Annotated in this window: 17 protein-coding genes and 1 other RNA gene; 4 read left to right on the top strand and 14 right to left on the bottom strand. The window is 33.2% G+C overall.

Features of this window, described 5'->3' with window-relative positions:
• The 11 genes from pdhA to fadE all read right to left on the bottom strand — a co-directional run bounded on the left by pdhA (window position 1) and on the right by fadE (window position 13,901).
• Entirely contained in the window at window positions 1–1,113 is a 1,113-nt protein-coding gene (gene pdhA / locus CBF36_RS05535; RefSeq protein WP_125957331.1) for a pyruvate dehydrogenase (acetyl-transferring) E1 component subunit alpha, read from the bottom strand.
• Between the two features lie 439 nt (window positions 1,114–1,552).
• The gene (mgtA, locus tag CBF36_RS05530; RefSeq protein WP_125957330.1) at window positions 1,553–4,159 is read right to left on the bottom strand and encodes a magnesium-translocating P-type ATPase; all 2,607 of its coding nucleotides are present in this window, start codon (window positions 4,157–4,159) and stop codon (window positions 1,553–1,555) included.
• Window positions 4,160–4,461: 302 nt separating this feature from the next.
• The gene (locus CBF36_RS05525) at window positions 4,462–5,121 is read right to left on the bottom strand and encodes an MIP/aquaporin family protein (RefSeq protein WP_125957328.1); all 660 of its coding nucleotides are present in this window, start codon (window positions 5,119–5,121) and stop codon (window positions 4,462–4,464) included.
• A gap of 24 nt (window positions 5,122–5,145) precedes the next feature.
• Window positions 5,146–6,009, bottom strand: coding sequence for a YtnP family quorum-quenching lactonase (locus CBF36_RS05520; RefSeq protein ID WP_125957326.1), 864 nt, complete (start codon window positions 6,007–6,009; stop codon window positions 5,146–5,148).
• 21 nt (window positions 6,010–6,030) lie between these two features.
• Complete coding sequence (locus CBF36_RS05515; protein ID WP_125957325.1) at window positions 6,031–7,317, bottom strand: acetyl-CoA hydrolase/transferase family protein; 1,287 nt, start codon at window positions 7,315–7,317, stop codon at window positions 6,031–6,033.
• A 40-nt stretch (window positions 7,318–7,357) separates the two neighbouring features.
• On the bottom strand, window positions 7,358–8,143 hold the full coding sequence (locus tag CBF36_RS05510; RefSeq protein ID WP_125957323.1) for an enoyl-CoA hydratase-related protein: 786 nt from the start codon (window positions 8,141–8,143) through the stop codon (window positions 7,358–7,360).
• A gap of 14 nt (window positions 8,144–8,157) precedes the next feature.
• The gene (locus tag CBF36_RS05505) at window positions 8,158–9,012 is read right to left on the bottom strand and encodes a 3-hydroxybutyryl-CoA dehydrogenase (RefSeq protein ID WP_125957321.1); all 855 of its coding nucleotides are present in this window, start codon (window positions 9,010–9,012) and stop codon (window positions 8,158–8,160) included.
• Between the two features lie 18 nt (window positions 9,013–9,030).
• On the bottom strand, window positions 9,031–10,149 hold the full coding sequence (locus tag CBF36_RS05500; RefSeq protein ID WP_125957319.1) for an acyl-CoA dehydrogenase family protein: 1,119 nt from the start codon (window positions 10,147–10,149) through the stop codon (window positions 9,031–9,033).
• Window positions 10,150–10,175: 26 nt separating this feature from the next.
• On the bottom strand, window positions 10,176–11,357 hold the full coding sequence (locus CBF36_RS05495; protein ID WP_125957318.1) for an acetyl-CoA C-acetyltransferase: 1,182 nt from the start codon (window positions 11,355–11,357) through the stop codon (window positions 10,176–10,178).
• 267 nt (window positions 11,358–11,624) lie between these two features.
• Window positions 11,625–12,527 (bottom strand): LysR family transcriptional regulator, encoded by a 903-nt coding sequence (locus tag CBF36_RS05490; RefSeq protein ID WP_125957317.1) that lies wholly within the window; start codon window positions 12,525–12,527, stop codon window positions 11,625–11,627.
• Between the two features lie 171 nt (window positions 12,528–12,698).
• A complete protein-coding gene (gene fadE / locus CBF36_RS05485; protein WP_125957316.1) occupies window positions 12,699–13,901 on the bottom strand; it encodes an acyl-CoA dehydrogenase FadE in 1,203 nt (400 codons plus the stop codon).
• A 278-nt stretch (window positions 13,902–14,179) separates the two neighbouring features.
• On the opposite strand from fadE, the gene CBF36_RS05480 reads away from it, so the two are divergent.
• The gene (locus CBF36_RS05480) at window positions 14,180–14,602 is read left to right on the top strand and encodes a cupin domain-containing protein (RefSeq protein WP_125957315.1); all 423 of its coding nucleotides are present in this window, start codon (window positions 14,180–14,182) and stop codon (window positions 14,600–14,602) included.
• 81 nt (window positions 14,603–14,683) lie between these two features.
• Here the strand turns inward: CBF36_RS05480 and ffs are convergent.
• Both ffs and tadA read right to left on the bottom strand, forming a co-directional pair.
• Window positions 14,684–14,782: signal recognition particle sRNA small type (gene ffs / locus CBF36_RS05475), an RNA gene on the bottom strand.
• Between the two features lie 7 nt (window positions 14,783–14,789).
• Complete coding sequence (tadA, locus tag CBF36_RS05470; protein WP_125957314.1) at window positions 14,790–15,320, bottom strand: tRNA adenosine(34) deaminase TadA; 531 nt, start codon at window positions 15,318–15,320, stop codon at window positions 14,790–14,792.
• A gap of 83 nt (window positions 15,321–15,403) precedes the next feature.
• Here tadA and CBF36_RS05465 point away from each other — a divergent pair, with 83 nt between their 5' ends.
• Complete coding sequence (locus CBF36_RS05465; protein ID WP_125957313.1) at window positions 15,404–16,264, top strand: helix-turn-helix domain-containing protein; 861 nt, start codon at window positions 15,404–15,406, stop codon at window positions 16,262–16,264.
• Here CBF36_RS05465 and CBF36_RS05460 read toward each other — a convergent pair.
• Complete coding sequence (locus tag CBF36_RS05460; RefSeq protein WP_125957312.1) at window positions 16,261–16,959, bottom strand: zinc metallopeptidase; 699 nt, start codon at window positions 16,957–16,959, stop codon at window positions 16,261–16,263. The two genes, CBF36_RS05465 and CBF36_RS05460, sit on opposite strands and share 4 nt — an antisense overlap.
• 257 nt (window positions 16,960–17,216) lie before the next feature.
• On the opposite strand from CBF36_RS05460, the gene CBF36_RS05455 reads away from it, so the two are divergent.
• Both CBF36_RS05455 and CBF36_RS05450 read left to right on the top strand, forming a co-directional pair.
• Window positions 17,217–18,722, top strand: a complete 1,506-nt coding sequence (locus CBF36_RS05455; RefSeq protein WP_125957311.1) for an AcpB/EbpR/MafR family transcriptional regulator — start codon at window positions 17,217–17,219, stop codon at window positions 18,720–18,722.
• 11 nt (window positions 18,723–18,733) lie between these two features.
• The gene (locus CBF36_RS05450; protein ID WP_125957310.1) at window positions 18,734–19,912 is read left to right on the top strand and encodes a GGDEF domain-containing protein; all 1,179 of its coding nucleotides are present in this window, start codon (window positions 18,734–18,736) and stop codon (window positions 19,910–19,912) included.
• The last annotated feature ends 14 nt before the right edge of the window (window positions 19,913–19,926 follow it).

The following is a 19,926-nucleotide window of genomic DNA, read 5'->3' as shown; positions in this document are numbered from 1 at the left end:
TTAGTTCGACTCCTTTGCTTCAAATGTGTCAATTTGTTCTTGGATTAATTTAGGTGTTACTTCAAACATGTTTTTCAAGAAATCTGAAACTTTTTGTTTTGGAGCTGCATCAGCTGCTTTAATCGCTGTTTTGATTTCTTCTTTAGTTTGTTCGATAATTTGTTCTTCTTTTTCTTCAGACCATAGTCCTTTTTCAGTTAAGTAAATTCTGAAACGAGTCAATGGATCTTTTTCATGCCATTCATCTTCTACATCTTTAGAACGATATCTTGTTGGATCGTCCCCTGATAATGTATGTGGACCATAACGGAATGTTAATGTTTCGATTAAGACTGGTCCGTTTCCTGCTGCTGCCCATTCACGAGCTGCTTTTGTTACTTTATATACTGCTAATGCATCCATACCATCTACTTGAATACTTGGAATACCAGCTGCGATACCTTTTTGAGCTAATGTATTAGCTGCTGTTTGTAATTCACGTGGTGTTGAGATGGCATAGCCATTGTTTTGAATAAAGAATACAGCATTTGCTTTATAAGCTCCTGCAAAGTTAATTCCTTCATAGAAGTCCCCTTGTGAAGAACCGCCATCACCTGTATAAGTAAATGCAACGTTTGGTTTATTGCGTTTTTTAAGACCTAAAGCCACACCAGCTGCTTGTACATATTGTGCACCGATAATGATTTGTGGTGGTAAAGCTTGTAAACTTTCAGCATATTCACTACCTGCTGCATGTCCTCTTGACCATAAAAATGCATCTCTAAGTGGTAAACCATGTTGAATTAATTGTGGAACATCACGATAACCTGGTAATAACACATCTTCTTTTTCCATAGCAAATTGACTTGCTAATTGACTTGCTTCTTGACCAGCTGTTGGAGCGTAGAATCCTAAACGTCCTTGACGGTTTAATGCAGTTGAACGTTGGTCTAACACTCTTGCCCATACCATTCTTGTCATTAATTCTACTAATTCGTCATCTGATAAATCTGGTAATAACTCTTTATCAACAACCTTACCATCTTTATCTAACACTTGAATCGTTGGAAAATCTGCGTTAATGTCTTCCATCAATGCTGCAAAATCAAGTGGGTTTACTTTTTTCTTAGCCATATTGTTACACATTCCTCTCTTTTTTACGTAATCATATTGGTTTCTCAAACAGGAAAAAAAACTGTATTACTTTTTTTCAATTTGACAAATTCAATTTAACATGACTTTATTCACATTGCAAGCAATCCGCTCGAATTTTTTCGCTTAAAATCCGCATTGGATAACGCTGTGAAAACATAGTGAAAAATATCACTTTATCAGTTTTTTTATCTATCAAATTTAAATTCTATGTAAAAAAAACAAAAACTGTATTAGTGTTACCGAAAAACTGTTATATATCAAATGGAGTAAAAACGCTATCTTATATACTTTATCTCTCTCCTTATTAAGAGTTTATCTCTTTCGAAGTAAATAAAATAAAAAGAACCCTTTTTATTAAAGAGTTCTTTTTATTTGAAAACATTATTGTTTTTTTATGAAGAAAGTGAGTTTTTTCACTTTATACCCATTCGTTGTATTTTTTAATATAAAGCTTTTTGATTAACTGTTGTAGTATTAAGTAAGAAAAACTAATAATAATCAACCAAATCCAATATTCACTTGGTAATTCACCAAAATCGAACGCTTGTCTAAGTGGTTCAAATAAAATAATAAATAATCCTGAACCAACTGCTAAAGCACTCATAATCAACATCGGTGGACTAGCAATACTTTGAATAAATGGAATTTTTTCTGTACGAATGACATGAACAACCAGTGTTTGGGTAAATAATCCAACTAAAAACCAACCAGATTGAAACACACTTTGTTGAGCAACTGTATTAGCTCCTATCACAAACCACATAACAGCAAACGTTATAATATCAAAAATACTACTTACAGGGCCAATGAATAATGTAAAATGTAACAGATTTTTTATATCAAATTTAACAGGTCTCATAATTTGTTCCTCATCAACATTATCCCATGGCATAGCAAGTTGTGAAATATCATAGACTAAATTCTGTATTAATAACTGAATTGATAGCATTGGTAAGAAAGGTAAAAAAGCACTCGCTACTAAAACTGAAAAGACATTCCCAAAGTTTGAACTAATCGTAATCATGATATACTTCATCATATTTTTAAATACTTTACGTCCTTCGAGCACCCCATCTTCTAACACGACTAAACTTTTTTCTAACAAAATAATCGAACTAGCTTCTTTTGTAATATCCGCTGCTGTATCAACCGAAATCCCAACATCTGCTGCTCTTAATGCTGGTGCATCATTAATGCCATCACCCATAAACCCTACTGTTTCACCTTGTTCTTTTAATGTATTAATAATACGGGCCTTTTGCATAGGATTGAGTTTAGCAAACAATTGGACTTCTTTCACGGCTTCTTTTAACTCATCTTCACTCATAGCATCTATATCTGTTCCAATATAAGATTTATTCACTTCGATTCCAACATCACTACATACTTTTCTAGAGACTATTTCATTATCTCCAGTTAATACTTTTACATCAACTCCATGTTGGTGTAATGAAGAAATGGCAGTAACTGCTGATTGTTTAGCCGGATCTAAAAAGCCAACAAATCCTACTAAAATCATATCTGACTCATCACTCACAGCATAGGTTGGTGTGTCATGAACATCTCGTTTATATGCAACTGTGATGACGCGCATCCCTTGTTCGTTCATCCGTCTATTCACATCTGACATTTGTTTAATTAAGTCATCTGTTAACGGAACAATATCATCATCAATTTCCACATATGAACATATAGCAGCCATCTCTTCAACTGCCCCTTTAGTAATCATCAATTGATGGCCTGCTCTTTTTAGTGCTACAGTCAAACGTCGTCTAGAAAAATCAAAAGGGATTTCATCAATTTTTTCTATTTTATCTGTGATCATCTTATCTGGATTTGTTTCATAATAATTAATAATGGCATGATCCATCAGATTTTTCCAACCTGTTTGATAGTTAGAATTTAAATATGCCATATCTAACACTTTTTGATTTGAATCACCCAGAGGACTAACATGTTCCACTAATACAACACGGTCTTCTGTAATCGTTCCTGTTTTATCCGTACAAAGAACAGTCATCGAACCTAAATTTTGAATGGCATTTAACTCTTTAACAATGACTTTTTTCTTCGCCAGTGTTTGCGATCCCTTAGCCAAGTTACTTGTTACAATCATTGGTAACATTTCTGGCGTCAATCCAACTGCCACTGCAATGGCAAAGAAGAAAGCCTGAGTCCAGTCTCCTTTTGAAATACCATTAATCAAAAAGACAACAGGAAACAATACTGTCACCATTTTTAATAATAATTTACTAATTCGATTTAAGTCACGATCAAAACTAGTCAATGCTCTAGCTGTACTAGCTGATTTAGCAATATCTCCAAAGAATGTCTCTTGACCTGTTCGTAGAATAATCACTTCACCTTGACCACTTAAAATATCCGTTCCCATAAAAACTAAATTACTTAAATCAATTGCAGATGTATCCTTATCAACATCTACTGCAACTTTATCCGATTCAAATTTTTCAACTGGCATGGATTCACCCGTTAGTGAAGACTGATTAACAAACAAGTCTTTCGTCCAAATCAACACGCCATCAGCTGGTATCATATCACCTGCTGATAAATAAACTATATCACCAGGAACCACATCTTCCATAGGTCGTTCCTTTATTTCACCATCACGTTTCACCGCACTTGTATGCTTCACTAAATTTTGTAAAGATAAAGATTCTTGTTGAGCTTTAAAATCTTGCGCAAATCGAATAAATGCACTAATCAGTATCATTGTACTCATTACAAGAACGGCTTCAAAATCTTTTGTCAAAGCTGACACAACCAGTAATGCTGCTAATACATAGATAAAAGGATCCATAAAGGACTCAAGTAACACTCGGTACCAAGGTTTGGGCTTTTGCACATTCACCTTATTTTCACCAAATTCATCTAGCCGTTTTTCGGCATCTTCAGAACTAAGTCCATCAGGTGAGGTTCGAAACTCCATCATCAACTCTCGAACACTTAGATTAGACAGTTTTTTTAGTTCATCATTTTTTTTATTTACTGCTTCTTCTTTTGCCATGTGCATTCCTCCTACAACTAAAGTCTCTCCCTTATCATAACATGCATGAGAATTCTTTTCATTTAATCTGAGTTTTTATAAATAAAGTGTACATTTTTTATAAAATAACAATAAAAACACTTCATAATAAACTATTTATTGTACAAATAACCCCTGTAACATAACGTTTTAATCTATTTTCCTCGTCATATTTTAGCGTTCTTAGTATTTTTATCATGTCATACACCTCATTATTAAATCGTTGTTTATTTGTTGTATAAAAAAAACAACCACAATCAGTTGACTGTGGTTGTTGGTATTATTTATTCTTCTGTTTGTAGTAACGTTTTTGCAATCACTGCAGCGATTAAGCCACCTACTAATGGCGCTAAAATGTATAGCCATAGTTGACTCATCGCGTCACCCCCAACAAATATTGCTGGCGATAAACTTCTCACAGGGTTTACTGACATTCCTGTTAAAGGAACCCCAATAAAATGTAACATCGTTAAAGTTAAACCAATTGCTAAACCATTATAAGATGTTTCACCTTTTTTACTTGTCACAGACATAATGACAAATACTAAAATTGCTGTTAGCGTCATTTCAATGATAAATGCGCCTGTTGTTGAAATACCTTGATAAGTTGTTTGAGCTAGGTTATCTACACCTAAATCAGTCATTCCTAAAATCAATCTTAGTAACCCAGTACCAAGTATCGCTCCAATAATTTGTCCAACAACATAAACAATAAATTCTTGGACATCAAGACGTTTATTTACTAAAAAAGCTAATGTTACAGCTGGATTCAAATGTGCTCCAGAAATTTGTCCGATTGTATTAGCAGCAACCATAATCGCTAAACCAAACCCTAGACCAATCCCCAACGTTCCAACAACATTACCACTTAATACTGCAGTACCTGTACCAATAAAGACTAAAAAGAATGTCCCTATTACTTCTGCTAAACCTTTTTTTACCAAAATACTTCCCCCTATATTTTACACTTACCTTATAATTCTCTCTCTGGACCTCTCCAAAGTGTCAATCATTTCTTTTCCTTCATTGTCCCACTGAATCATTCGATAAAATGCATCATGATAGAAAATAAATTTATAATTGTTTTCATAAGCTTCTTTTAACAATCTTTCTTTATTTGCTATTGAAGTCATCGGATAATCATCATAAGCTAGAACCCATAAAGGATTTTGATGAGCATGTGTTGGCATAATATCTGCCATATGAATCATCGTCTCACCTTTTTGTTCAAATTTTATCACAGCATGTCCATTACTATGTCCACCTGTATGAATCATTGTCAAGCCCTCTGCTACTTCAACTGATTTGTCATAAGTAACCACTTGATCAACGATTGGTTCCCAATTATAGGCCCAATAAGTACTCTTCGAGCGTATATTAGGATGTTGCATTTCATCCCATTCAATTGCTTGAACGTATATTTTAGCATTCGGAAAAACGGATACATAACGACCATCATGAGTTGGTTTGGTTAGTCCAGTTGCGTGATCAAAGTGCATATGAGTCATCAAAACAACATCAATATCTTCAGTTGTTAAACCTAACTTGTTTAAAGAGGCATCAATTTCTGATTCCCATGCTACACCAAAAATCTTTTTTTGTTTCTCTGTGAATTTGCCATTTCCTACACCTGTATCAATCAAATAATTCTTTCCTTGATACTGGATAAGAATAGGATCTGTTGGTAATTCAATCTGATTTTTTTCGTTCACTGGATATTTTCTTGTCCAAACAGGTTTTGGTACAACACCAAACATTGCACCACCATCTAAACAAGTCATCCCACCTTCTAACCAGGTTAATGTCATATCATGAAACGTTAATGTATCCATCTTTTTTCCTCCTAGTTGTGATTACATGTAGTTCATTTCTTTTGCTTTTTCTCTTAATTCATCTCTAAATTTAGGATGCGCAATATTGATTAATCTTTCCGTTCTCTCAAAGATTGTACTACCCTTTAATTCTGCACTACCATATTCAGTTACAACTGTATCAATATCATTTTTTGATGTTGCAACAGGAGCACCTTCGAATAAAGTAGGTACGATTGTCGAAATTTCATCATTTTTAGCTGTAGAGTACAAACAAATGATCCCAGTACCACTTTCTGTTAAACGTACCCCCTTCATAAAGTCTGATTGTCCACCTGTTGATGAATAATAAAACCCTTTCACTCGTTCTGAATTACATTGACCAAGAAAATCAACTTCAATCGCAGAGTTAATCGCAAATAAGTTTTTCATCTTGCTTATTGTATCAAAACTATTTGTGTAGTCACACGGTAACATTAAAATGTCTGGGTTATTATTCATGAATTCATAAAGTCGCTTACTTCCGATGGCAAAAGTCGCAACTGACTTACCATTATGAATTTCTTTTGCGCTATTGTCAATAACTCCTTTTTCAGTTAAGTCAACTAATTTTTCAGGAAGCATTTCTGTATGCAACCCTAAATGTTTTTTCTCTGTCAAATATTCCATTACAGCATTAGGCATTGCACCAAATCCAATTTGTAGAGTGTCACCATCTTTTACTTTTTTCGCAATTTCACGACCAACTGCTAAATCTTTTTCATTTGGTGTTGGACTAACAAGTTCTGGTAACTCAACATTATTTTCAATTAAAGCATCCACTTGGCTAATATGAATCGTATTTTTTTCACCAAATGTTCTTGGCATATTTTCATTCACTTCTAAAACAATTCGTTTAGCTCCTTCGATTAATGATGCAACATAAGAAGGACTAGTTCCTAACGAAAAGTTGCCATCTTCATCCATTGGAGATACTGTTGCCATGATGACTAATTTGTCACCTTCACGTTTTTTCAAAATAGAAGGAATGTCAGAAAAATGGTTTGGTAGTAAATCAATGTTTCCAGCATTCATTCCTTTTCTATCCATACCAGATAAAAAGATTGAAATTTGGCGTAATTTTGATTTTTCTACATCAACTGTTGGAAAACTAGGTAGCATACGATATAAAGAGTTACCATCTAATGTATCCATTTCGCGAATGGCATCTAATAATGCTGGTGGTTCACCTGGCATAATTGGAAAAACAATAGCATCTCCTGGTTCAATCACGCTGACTGCATCTTTTGCTGACTTAATTTTTTCATTATATAAGTTATCGTAATTCATAGTTAAACTCTCCTTATTATTGTCAGTATTTTCTGAATTTTCAGTTTTTTTCAAATTTAGGTTTACGTTTATTAATGAAAGCATCCATGCCTTCTGTTTGATCACTTGTTGAAAATAGTGAGCCAAATACTTCTGCTTCAAGTCTTAATCCATTTGCTAAACTCATTTCAATACCCGAATCAATTACTTCTTTACTTAGTTCTACAGCAAGTGGGGCATTTTTTCTAACTTGATTAGCTAAATCCATTGCTTCTGTTTGTAAATCATCAAAGCTAACCACTTTATTTACTAATCCCATTCTTAAAGCATCATCAGCTGAAACAATTTTACCTGTGAAAATTAATTCTTTAGCAATACCTGTTCCCACAAGTCTTGTTAGTCGTTGCGTGCCACCAAATCCTGGAATAATTCCTAAACCAACTTCTGGTTGACCAAATTTTGCATTGTCTGAAGCAATTCTCATATCACACGCTAAAGCTAATTCACAACCGCCACCTAAAGCAAATCCATTCACACAAGCAATCGTTGGTTGTCTTAATGTGCTTAGTTTTAAAAAGACATTGTTCCCAATTTCTGAAAATGCACGTCCTTCAAACACTGTTTTATCTTTCATCTCTGAAATATCTGCTCCAGCAACAAAAGCTCTTTCACCTGTTCCTGTTACTAATAACACATCGATGTCTTGTCTAGAACTCACTTCATCAATGGCTTTATCTATTTCTTCTAAAACTCCTGTGCTTAGAGCATTCAACATTTTAGGTCGTTCGATTTTTAATGTCCCAACACCATTTTCAGCAGATAAACTTAAGTATTTATATGTTTTCATTCATGATTCCTCCATTATTTTTTGTAGTTATAAAAACCTTTTCCTGTTTTATTACCTAACCAGCCTGCTTCTACATATTTTTTAAGTAGTGGTGCTGGACGATATTTAGAATCATTAAATCCGTCATATAACACGTTCATAATAGCTAAACATGTATCTAATCCAATATAATCTGCTAATGCTAAAGGTCCCATCGGATGGTTTGCGCCAAGTGTCATTGACTCATCAATTTCTTCAGCTGTAGCAACGCCTTCACCTAAAACAAATATTGCTTCATTAATCATTGGAATTAAAATACGGTTTACTGCAAATCCTGGTGAATCTTTAATATCAATTGATACTTTTCTCATATTACTTGCCACATCTAAAATAGCTTTCGCTGTTTCATCACTTGTTGCAAGACCGTGATTAATTTCAACTAATTTCATTAATGGAACTGGATTAAAGAAATGCATTCCAACTACTTTTTCTGGTCGACTTGTTACTGAAGCGATTTCAGTGATTGATAAAGAAGACGTGTTTGTAGCTAAGATAGTATGTTCTGGAGCAATCGCATCTAGTTGTTTAAAGATATCTAACTTAATTCTTTTATTTTCTGTTGCTGCTTCAATAATCAAATCAACGTGTTTTGCATCTTCATAAGATGTTGATAATGTAATTCTATCTAAAATTTTTGTTACTTCATCTTCTGTTTTAGATCCACGTTTAACTGATTTTCCTAAAAATCCTTTAATTTTTTCCAAACCATTTTGTGTTGCTTCTTCTGTGATGTCATTCATGTAAACATCGTACCCAACTGTTGCTAAGACTTGAACAATACCATTTCCCATTTGTCCTGCGCCTACAACCATTACCTTTTTAATTTCCATTTTTATACTTCCTTTACTTTACATTTTATTATCTACCCATGGTTTTGCTATGATACGTCTTAATCGATCAGATGATGATCCGTATATCGCTGTAATTTTTGCATCTCGTACAAATCTCTCGATATCATTGTTTCGCATATAACCATAACCACCACTCATATTTATAATGCTTTCTGTTGCATCAATTGCTAAATTGGAAGCAGTTAATTTTGTCATCGCGACCATACGCTCATCTTGCTCTTGCCCAGAGTTAATCACCTGCATTAACAAAGACCTAGCAGAATAAATTCCTGTTTCAATATCAGCTAGCTTAAATTGTGTAGAGGCCATATCAATTAAGCGTTTTCCTAAATTTCTATCATAAGACACATATTTCAATCCTCTATCTAAAGCGCCTCCTGCAATTCCTAAAGATTGAGCGGCTACGGCTAATCGATTACGATTTAAAATAGATTGGATTTGAATTAATCCCTCTGTCACACCACCTAACAACTGCTTATCTGATACTTCAACATTTTGTAAGGTCACACTTGCAACAGGGAGTGCTTTAATCCCCATCTTTTCTTCAAGTTCACCGACTTTTATGCCATTTGTCTTTTTATCAATGACAAACACAGCGTATCCTTCATTTCCATCAAGACTCATTGTTTTAGTGGCAATAAGTAACACACTGGCAATAGGAGAATTTGAAATATAATCTTTGTTTCCTGATAATACCCAGCCTGTTTCTGTTTGTCTGGCAATCGTGTTCATTTCTTCAATTTCACTACCTGTAATAGGTTCATTTAAAGCAAAACAGCCATATAACTCGCCATTTAACGCTTTATCTAAGTACTGTTTCTTTTGTTCTTCTGTTCCAAATTGTGAAATAGGCCAAGCACAATGGCTTTCTTGCGTGAGTAGAATACTACCAAGTGCTGGAAAATTTTTAGAGACTAGTCGAATAACGCTTAAGTAATCATGATAATTAAGATTATTTAAATGTTTATATAAACTTGGCAAAATATTCATTTGAAACAACTGTTTCATCTGTTCTTCTGGAAATTTATCTACAGTATCATAATATCTTGCTGCTTTTGCTAATTCTTTATGAGAGTAATTCATCACTTGTTGCACTAGCTCATGTCTTTTTTCCATTGTGCTTACCCCTTTACTTCACTTAATTAACCGCGTTTAACAACTAAAGCGATACCTTGTCCGCCACCGATACATAGAGTTGCTAATCCATTTTTCGCATCACGTTTTTTCATTTCATGTAGTAATGATACTAAGATACGTGCACCACTTGCGCCAATTGGATGGCCCAAAGCGATTGCGCCACCATTAACGTTTGTAATGTCTTCATTTAATCCTAATTCTTGCATGACGCTCATTGCTTGAGACGCAAATGCTTCATTTGATTCCACTAAATCTAAATCATCAACTGTTAAACCAGCTTTTTCTAATGCTTTTTTAGTTGCAGGGATAGGACCTGTTCCCATGATAGTTGGATCTACACCAGCTGAAGCGTATGATTCAATTGATGCTAATACTTCTAATCCTAACTCGTCTGCTTTTTCACGAGACATTAAAACTAAGATTGCAGCACCATCGTTTACACCTGATGCGTTTCCTGCTGTAACAGTGCCATCTTTTTTAAATGCTGGACGTAATTTTGATAATTTTTCTGCGGTTGAACCAAAACGTGGGAATTCATCATCTTTAAAGATAACAGGTTCACCTTTACGTTGTGGAATATCAATTTCTACAATTTCATCTTTGAAGCGACCAGACGTTACAGCTGCTTCTGCTTTATTTTGGCTTTTTGCAGCAAATTCGTCTTGTTGTTCTCTTGTAAAACCAAATTTTTCTGCAATGTTTTCTGCGGTAATTCCCATATGAATACCATGGAACGCATCAACTAAACCATCTGATAACATTGTATCAATCACTTTAGCGTCACCCATACGTTTTCCCCAACGTTCACTTTCTAACACGTAAGGTGCTTGACTCATGCTTTCAGTTCCGCCAGCGACAACAATCTCGTTATCACCTAACATAATAGATTGTGCTGCAAGAACCACTGTTTTTAGTCCAGATCCACAAACTTTATTAATTGTGAAAGCTGATTTTTCTTGAGGAATACCCGCATTTATTGCGACTTGACGTGACACGTTTTGTCCTAAACCGCCTGATAAAACATTTCCTAAAATCACTTCGTCAACTAATGATGGATCTAAGTTAATATCTTTTAAAGATGCTTCTAGTACTTTTTTTCCTAATTCAACGGCTGACATATTTTTAAGACTTCCACCAAAACTTCCAATTGGACTTCTTCTAGCTGATACAATAACGACTTCTTTCACTTATATTTCCTCCTATGGCGCTATTTATTAAAGCGCTTCATTTACACTTATTATTTTATATCGAAACGTAACAAAAATCTAACAAGTAAATATAATTTATACTATTAGTTAAACTAATAGTGTTTTAAAACCTTATCATATATGGTTTTTTTATATTATTTCACTAAATTGTAGCATGATTAGTATCATTTTCTCTTAACATTTTATAATCTTTTCTTCTAATAAAAAAGAACATGAATCAAAAAAAGACTCATGTTCGATATGTCATTAAATAATTGGTTGATAAAAATAACTCAAGATTGACTCGTATACTTTACTCTCTACTTCAGAATAGGTTGATTTTATTGGTCGACAAAGTAAAACATTAAAAGGAATCGGGTCTTTAAATGGAATTTCTTTAAACAACGTTTTATCCATTGTTCTCTCAATTGGAGAAGGTAGAATTGTGACAATTTTAGATTCTTGAGTTGCTTCTACTAAATAGTCCCATGAAGATGATTGGAACATAATTTTAGCTTTACTTTTTATTTCTGCTAATTTATTTCTAACCAGTTCATTTGTGGTAAAACTCTCATTGAAAGTCCCAATCGGATAAGGTTCTAAATCTTCCCAATTCAACATTTTTTTATAAGCAAGCGGATGATCATGATACACAAATGCCGTCATTTCATCAATTTGAATGACATGTTCTTCAAATGCTTTAGGATCTAAGCTAGTTGGTTCAATTAAAATAGCATAGTCTAAATCATTTTGAAAGAGCATTTTTCTTAATTGATTACTTCCGCCTTCAATAATTTCGATTTGAATATCCGGATTGGCTAAGGTAAATTTTGGGAAAAATGATGAGAAAAAAATTCGTAAGATTAATGAAGGCAATCCTATGCGAATGGTCCCTTTCTGTTTTGCGGCTTCTTTTCTCACCATGTCATTCATTTGCTCATGTAACTTAGTAATTTGCTGTGCATAAGCATATAACTTTTCTCCACTTGGTGTGAGCGAATCTAAACGACCGTTTTTTCGATAAAATAAAACCAATTCTTCATTGGCTTCAAAATTTATAATCAACTGACTCAATGCAGATTGTGTAATATGAATTTTTTTTGCTGCTAAAGATAAATTACAACCACATTCGACAATATTCATAAAATAATACAACTGCTGAATATCCATGCTGTTAACCCCTTTTATTTTCTTTGCTTTAAGCATACTCATACACTTTAAAAATATCAACATAAAAGCGTTTATTCAACAAAAAAAGCTGCTAAATCCATGACTAATTTAGCAGCTTATACTCTATTTAATTCAAAAGTTTTTGATAATTGGAAAATTGATGATTAAAAATTAAACGAAAGCACCTTGACCAGTTAAATGACGACCAACGATTAACGCATTAATTTCGTGTGTTCCTTCATAAGAGTAAATTGCTTCTCCGTCTGCGAAGAAACGAGCAACATCAGTTTCTAATGTAATTCCGTTACCACCACATACTTCACGGCCTAAAGAAACAGTTTCTCTCATTCTTAAAGCATTATGCATTTTAGCAAGTGCTGAGTTTTCTTCTAAGAATTCACCTTGTTCTTGTAAGTTAGCTAATTGCACTGAGTAAGCCATTGTTGCTACAACGTTTGCTTCCATACGAGCTAATTTTTCTTGAACTAATTGGAATGAAGAGACTTTCTTACCAAATTGGTCACGTTCTTTCACATATTTAAGAGCTGCTTCTAATGAGCCATAAGTCATTCCCATTGCTAAATGAGCAATGTCAGCACGTGTTGAGCGTAAAATACGAGCAACATCTTTAAATCCATTAACGTTCGCTAGACGTGCGCTATCATCTACTTCTACGTTATCTAAATAGATATGACCATTTTGTACTTCTCTTAATGCCACTTTGTTTTGGATAACATCCACTTTAAGTCCTTTAGATCCACCTTGAACGATAAAACATTTGATTTTATTGTCAGCTGTATCACGAGCAAAAATTGGTAAGATATCCGCTGTATTTGCTCCACCAATCCAACGTTTTTCTCCATTGATAACCCATTTATCGCCTTTTTTCTCAGCAGTTGTTGCTAATCCTCCAGCAATATCTGATCCATGATCTGGCTCAGTTAAACCGAAACAACCTTGCCATTCAAATGAAGCAACTTTTGGTGCATAGTGAGCGATTTGTTCTTCGCTACCACCAATTAAGATTGTGTTGTAACATAAACCACCATGAACTGTATAGAACGTTGCGATTGAAGCATCTAATTTAGCTAATTCTAAATAAAGAAATGCATTGTATAATTCACTTGGTTTGCGTTCGCCTTCACGACCTTCAAATAATAAAGGACTATTCATAATGCCAACTTTTGCTACTTCTCCAAATGCTTCAAATGGAAATTCTGCTTTTTCCCAGTGTTCATTAACAACTGGTTTTACTTTTTCTTCTAGAACAGTTCGTAAATTTTTAAGAACAGTGAATTCACCTTCTGTTAGCCCTCTTGAAAAGGCATACAAATCTAATGGATAAAATTCTTTCAATTCTTCTAAATATGACATGTTTCGTTCCTCCAAAAATTTATTTTTTGTTATTTCTTGTCTACACCCAAATAATAATCCGTTTTCACGAACATGGCTACTTAACAAAAATTATGTTAACTATTAGTTTTATTAATACTTTTATAAAACCCTTACATTATTTGGTTTTTGCTCTTTATTCTATGATAAGAGTTGCCTTATTTTTTAGATTATAATAATTATCAAATAATACTAATTACTTGTAAACGGATTATTTTATGTTATGATAGGTATATAAAATAACATTGGGGGAATAAATAATGACTTTTGATTTTACAGACAGAGGACAAAAACCAGTAGTAGAAAACGTTGAAGAATGGACTTTAGCAAATGATAACTATCGTACAACAGTATGGACAGGTAAAAAAATGCAAATGACTTTAATGTCTATTCAACCTGGAGATGATATTGGTTTAGAAGTTCACCATGGTATTGATCAATTTTTACGTATCGAAGAAGGAAAAGGACTATGCAAAATGGGAGATGCTGAAGATAATTTAACATTTGTTAAAGAAGTTTCTGACGATGATGCGATTTTTGTTCCTGCAGATATGTGGCATAATGTTGAAAACATTGGTGACAAACCATTAAAACTTTATACTTTATACGCTGGTCCAGATCATCTACCTGGAACTGCTCATCCAACGCATCAAGATGCTATTGACGATCCGAATGAAGACTAAATAATATAACACAAACGCCACAGCGAGCAACTCACTGTGGCGTGTTTTTTATTAATTTTAAGCAAAAAAAAATAGGCTTAATACCTATATAAAAATCAGACACATGGCGGCACCGACTTAGTGCTGCTTCCTTCCAGATCTGACACGCTTCATCAGCCCACCATTGTCCTAGCCATAACGGCAAATATTATTGTACAACATTTTTTGATAGATTACTAGTCTTTTTGGCTTCTTTCTTTCTTTTTCTTATTTCTTTGAAAAAATGGGTTAATATTGCACCACATTCCTCTTCTAAAATCCCTTGCTCAACATAACACTCATGATTAAAGCGACTATCTTGTAATAAATTCATCAAAGAACCTACTGTGCCACCTTTTGGATCCATCGCTCCAAAATAAACATTTTCTATCCTTGATAAAAGAATCGCACCACTACACATTGGACAGGGTTCAAGTGTGACAAACAAATGAGCTTTTTCTAATCGCCAGCTTTCCACTTGTCTGTTTGCTTCTCTTATGGCAATCATTTCGGCATGTGTTGTAGCATCTTGTGAAAACTCACGTACATTATGTCCACGTCCAATAATTTTACCTTCTAAAACAACAACAGCTCCAATAGGAACTTCTCCCATCATTTCAGCTTTTCTTGCTTCTAACAATGCTTCTTTCATATAGTTATTTTTTTCTTTTTCAGATAGCTCTATTTTTTTCTCTAACATTTTTAACCCCTCTATAAAAAGATGTTTTTAGGCTTTATTTTTATGTTAGAATGACTTTAACATAAAATAAAGGATGATTTAATTTGAATACACACTTACTTCAAACACTTTTTCCTACTGGATATATCAAATCTACCTATGATAAGGAATCAAGCGATTTAATTATTCCAATTGATAATGGCTTTTTTTACCTTTCAAAACAAGATATTTCGCAAAGAGAAGCTACCTTGTTAACTGAATTGATGATCAAACAGCCTGTAACTAAAGTCTCTAACGGTCATCTTTGGTATGACTATTTATTTAATCAAGTAGAGATGCCCACATCATCCAGCTATTATCGTATCATTCAGATTAGAATAAGAAAAGACGCAACCAATAAAAAAATGTGGCTCACTCACTTTTCAAAATTATTTGATTCAATCGTGGATTCATTTTTTATAGATGAAACGTCTGCTATTTTGGTTGAACAACAAACAACCATTCTATATTCAACAGAAGATATTAGAGCTATGCTTCTTACTTTAGAAGGAGAATTTTTAATTCAAGCAACAGCTTTTGTTGGCAAATTTCAACAGGTATCCCCTACATTTATTACGTGTTTTAAAGAAGAACAAACCATCTTCAATCAATTCTTTTCACACTTTCATCCTAACGATGTCTTCGTTTTTGAAGAAGTTGCATTAGAATATCTAACAAAAAAAGCCATTAAGGAAAGTGCCTTAATGACTAATTTGTATCAATCTACTATTTTCGATGAAGAAACTGTTTTGATGATTAAAACATTATGGACTGAACAAGGTAATATGACTTCTAGTGCTAAAAAGCTTTACACCCATCGAAACACTCTTCAATACAAGTTAGATAAATTTTCAGAACAAACAGGTATTTCTCTCAAAAACATGACCGAATTAACTCTTTGTTACTTAATGATTCTTTCACTCTAGTTTCTATTATTGTTTCCAAATAATAAAAATAGACGTAACACTTGTAAGAGTGATGCTACAGCTGCTGCTACATAAGTTAATGCGGCGGCTGTTAGCACTTTTTTAGCCATCACTAATTCATCATCTTCTAAAATATGATTCTCACTTAATATAGCCAATGCTCGTCGTGAGGCATTAAATTCTACTGGTAAGGTCACTACTTGAAAAAGAAAAGTTAAAGCAAAACACCACAATCCTATCGTCACTAATGCTGGTGTGGCACTAAAAAATATAGCCCCAATCAAAATTAATGGAATAGATATTTTAGCACCAAAGTTAACAACCGGAACCATTGCAATCCTTAGTTTTAATGGGGCATAATGTTTTTGATCTTGAACAGCGTGTCCACATTCATGAGCGGCAACACCAATTGCGGCAACAGAACGAGAATCTGCAACTGTTTGAGATAAACTTAAAATTTTGGTACTAGAATTATAATTATCTGTCAAATCACCCGATATTTGTTGAACGCCAACATTATGGATACCTGAATCTTTTAAAATAAGTCGTGCAACGTCTGTTGCTGTGTATCCTTTTCTATTCATCACTTTGTCAAATTTTCGGTAGGTGCTATTGACATAGCTAGATGCTACCATTGATATCAACATGCCAATAATGACTAATATATACGTACTATCAAAAAATGGATAAATCATATTTCTATATCCTCCTTATTATTGTCTTAGTGTTATTGTAACAGATTTTATAAAAAACGTTTATAAATTAAATAAAAAAACAGACTAACAACCCTTTATTTAATGGTGTTTTAATAAATTCTTAATATTCGAAAGAGTCCTTTTCGTTAAGTAGATTTTTTATACAAAATAAGGTATCTTTATAGAGTGAGGATTATATTAAATCCTAATAGTGACGTGATTGTTATAAATAAATTTCATACGAAAGGAATACATCTATGCGCGAACTTCTTGATACACCCACTCAGAGACGTCTTCATATACTTGAACAGCTCAATGAAGTCTCTGACTGGATTAGCTCTAACGAACTGGCAAAAAGTAATAATGCCTCGTTAAGAACAATAAATAATGATGTGAGTTACTTAAAAGAAAATTGGTACCCACATTTGCTCATTGAAACATCTAAAAAAAATGGGGTTCGTCTACAAACTCAACCCAGTAGTCACATTGAAGTCGTTTATCGATATGTGCTTAAAAATTCTGAAGCCTTTCGCTTAATCGAATCAGTCTTTTTTGACACCACACTTAGTATAGAAAAATGGGGCGAAAAATTATTTATTAGTGAATCTTCTTTGTATAGGATCACAAGTGATGTTTCCAAGTCCTTAAAAAAATACGGACTGACTTTAGAAAAAAAGCCATGTCGAGTTATTGGAAAAGATGAGTTTTTTGTTCGATTTTTCTATACAAATTATTTTTTCGAAGCGTATCAAATTAATGAATGGCCTTTTCCGTCTGATAAAAAGAAAACCATTCAATTTGTTAAAGATATTGTAGAATATTTTAATGAAGATATTTCAGAAAAAGATATACTACTTATTAGTTATATTCTTTGTATATCATTAACTCGTCAAAGCCAAGAATTTTTTATTGAGGGATATGATAAGAGCATCTTTACAAAAAAAATGTACCATTCACTTGATAGAAATGCGGATAACTTGGCTGATATTGCTAAAGATTATGGCTTAGTGATAAATGATCAACTGATTTATGATTTAATGTTCTCTCTCTACTATCATTTAATTAATTGGCATTCTGAAGAAGAATACCTACATGTTACCAAAGAAATCAAACACCTGATGAAAAATATTCGAAACGTCTTTGATTTTACACTAACCAATCAGTTATCTGATAAAATTGAAAATTCAATGAAGCATACTTACTTACAGCATACAATTTACCCATATCCAAACTACATTATTTTTAATAAAAGCTTCTACAATGCTGTGGCAATAAAAAAACTATTTCCTACTATGGCTCTAGTCATTGAACAAGAATTAATTAAACTAGAAAAATCAACTAATTTTCCATGGCACACTGACTATTTTTATGAAGTGCTTTGTACGATTATGATTCAATGGACTGATTTGCCAACCTTGTTAGAAAATAAAAAACAAAAAGCTAGAATTCTTGTTATGAGTAGTTTAGGACATGATCACTCTGACTTTTTATCTAAAATGATTCAAAAAAACTTTGACAATAAAGCTCTTATTGAACCCTATACTCAATCAGTTATTTTTATTGAAGATATCCCCAAAGAATATTTTCAATCCTATGATATCATTGTGAGTACATTTGACTCTGAATTATTGCCACAAGATAAATTAGTCGTTATTGATGATATTCCCTCTAATTCAGATTGGGGAACTATTAGACGAGCGATTAACAATACTCATCAATTAGATGAAAAAGTGGTTACTTATTTAAACAATACTTATTATTAGGAGTTTTATACATGCTAAGTTTTGTTAATGCTATTTTAATCAACTTGTCTATCATTGTTAGTACTTCATTGACGCTGTATTTTCTATCCATTCGTCAATCTCTAGCTGATAGTCAGGTTGATTCTGATTTTATGAACCAAACAGGTCGCGTATCTTTATCAATAGGTCACCAAATGTTTCTTGGAATGATTGTGGGGATACTTTGCTTTTTTATTTCACTCAACAAAATACCTGTCCCATTATATGGTGGTTTGACTGTTGACGTGAGATACCTTCCTATCTTTTTTTCCATTTATTATGGCTCTACTTTGATTGGTATGTTTAATGGCGCGACATTAATTGTGTTGAAATTAATTCAATATACCGTAAGAGGTGCTTATATTTACGAGTACTTTAATAATATTTTTCTCACCATATCGTTAGTTATTTTAGCTACTATCATAAAAAAACAACATTTTTCACAAAAAAAATCGGTACTGACCTTTCTTATTGTGGCATTAACCATTCGATTAATCTCATTTAGTGTCATTTTTTCTCCACCGTCATCCTTTAAGAGTTTAGTTAACGTCCTATCATATATTATGATTTTTTCGTTAGTCTTTTTATTTACTGCTTGGTTGATTGACTCGTCTATTTCTATTTCAAAAACCATACATGTTTATCGAACATCATCCATTTATGACCACTTGACTAAACTATACAATAAAGAGTCATTTTATTTTTTCTTGGATCACGTTTACAATGACTTAATTAGCAACAGAAAAACCTGCGCTATTGCTATTTTGGATATTGATAATTTTAAAGAAATCAATGATCACTATGGTCATTTAGCTGGAGACCATGTTTTAATGCATGTCGCCAATCTATTAACAAAAGATAAAACACCACTAGAATCACCTCGAATTTGCCGAATTGGTGGAGATGAATTTGCGATGATTTTCAAAGCTCCTTTGACTCAACCTGATGCCTTTATTGAAAAAAAATTAACCTTAATCAATCAATCTCCTTGTCTTTATGAAGATTTAGCCATTCCAATTGAGTTGTCATGTGGTCTTGCTATTATTGAAGCAACAAGTATTGAAAAGAAAAAGTTTAATACTGAAGACATGTACAAATTAGCTGATAATATGCTTTATGAAGCAAAAAGAAATGGTAAAAACCAACTGGTTACTACCTATCAAAACGTGTAAAAAGCTTTAAAACT

This window comes from Vagococcus bubulae (assembly GCF_003950315.1).
In the GTDB taxonomy this organism is placed as follows: domain Bacteria; phylum Bacillota; class Bacilli; order Lactobacillales; family Vagococcaceae; genus Vagococcus; species Vagococcus bubulae.
This window is presented reverse-complemented; position numbering and strand designations above follow the sequence as displayed.

Coding starts and splice junctions, on each gene's coding strand:
- pdhA (WP_125957331.1), bottom strand. CDS start 1,113: ATGGCTAAGAAAAAAGTAAACCCACTTGATTTTGCAGCATTGATGGAA.
- mgtA (WP_125957330.1), bottom strand. CDS start 4,159: ATGGCAAAAGAAGAAGCAGTAAATAAAAAAAATGATGAACTAAAAAAA.
- CBF36_RS05520 (WP_125957326.1), bottom strand. CDS start 6,009: ATGGATACATTAACGTTTCATGATATGACATTAACCTGGTTAGAAGGT.
- CBF36_RS05515 (WP_125957325.1), bottom strand. CDS start 7,317: ATGAATTACGATAACTTATATAATGAAAAAATTAAGTCAGCAAAAGAT.
- CBF36_RS05510 (WP_125957323.1), bottom strand. CDS start 8,143: ATGAAAACATATAAATACTTAAGTTTATCTGCTGAAAATGGTGTTGGG.
- CBF36_RS05505 (WP_125957321.1), bottom strand. CDS start 9,012: ATGGAAATTAAAAAGGTAATGGTTGTAGGCGCAGGACAAATGGGAAAT.
- CBF36_RS05500 (WP_125957319.1), bottom strand. CDS start 10,149: ATGGAAAAAAGACATGAGCTAGTGCAACAAGTGATGAATTACTCTCAT.
- CBF36_RS05490 (WP_125957317.1), bottom strand. CDS start 12,527: ATGGATATTCAGCAGTTGTATTATTTTATGAATATTGTCGAATGTGGT.
- fadE (WP_125957316.1), bottom strand. CDS start 13,901: ATGTCATATTTAGAAGAATTGAAAGAATTTTATCCATTAGATTTGTAT.
- CBF36_RS05480 (WP_125957315.1), top strand. CDS start 14,180: ATGACTTTTGATTTTACAGACAGAGGACAAAAACCAGTAGTAGAAAAC.
- tadA (WP_125957314.1), bottom strand. CDS start 15,320: ATGTTAGAGAAAAAAATAGAGCTATCTGAAAAAGAAAAAAATAACTAT.
- CBF36_RS05460 (WP_125957312.1), bottom strand. CDS start 16,959: ATGATTTATCCATTTTTTGATAGTACGTATATATTAGTCATTATTGGC.
- CBF36_RS05455 (WP_125957311.1), top strand. CDS start 17,217: ATGCGCGAACTTCTTGATACACCCACTCAGAGACGTCTTCATATACTT.
- CBF36_RS05450 (WP_125957310.1), top strand. CDS start 18,734: ATGCTAAGTTTTGTTAATGCTATTTTAATCAACTTGTCTATCATTGTT.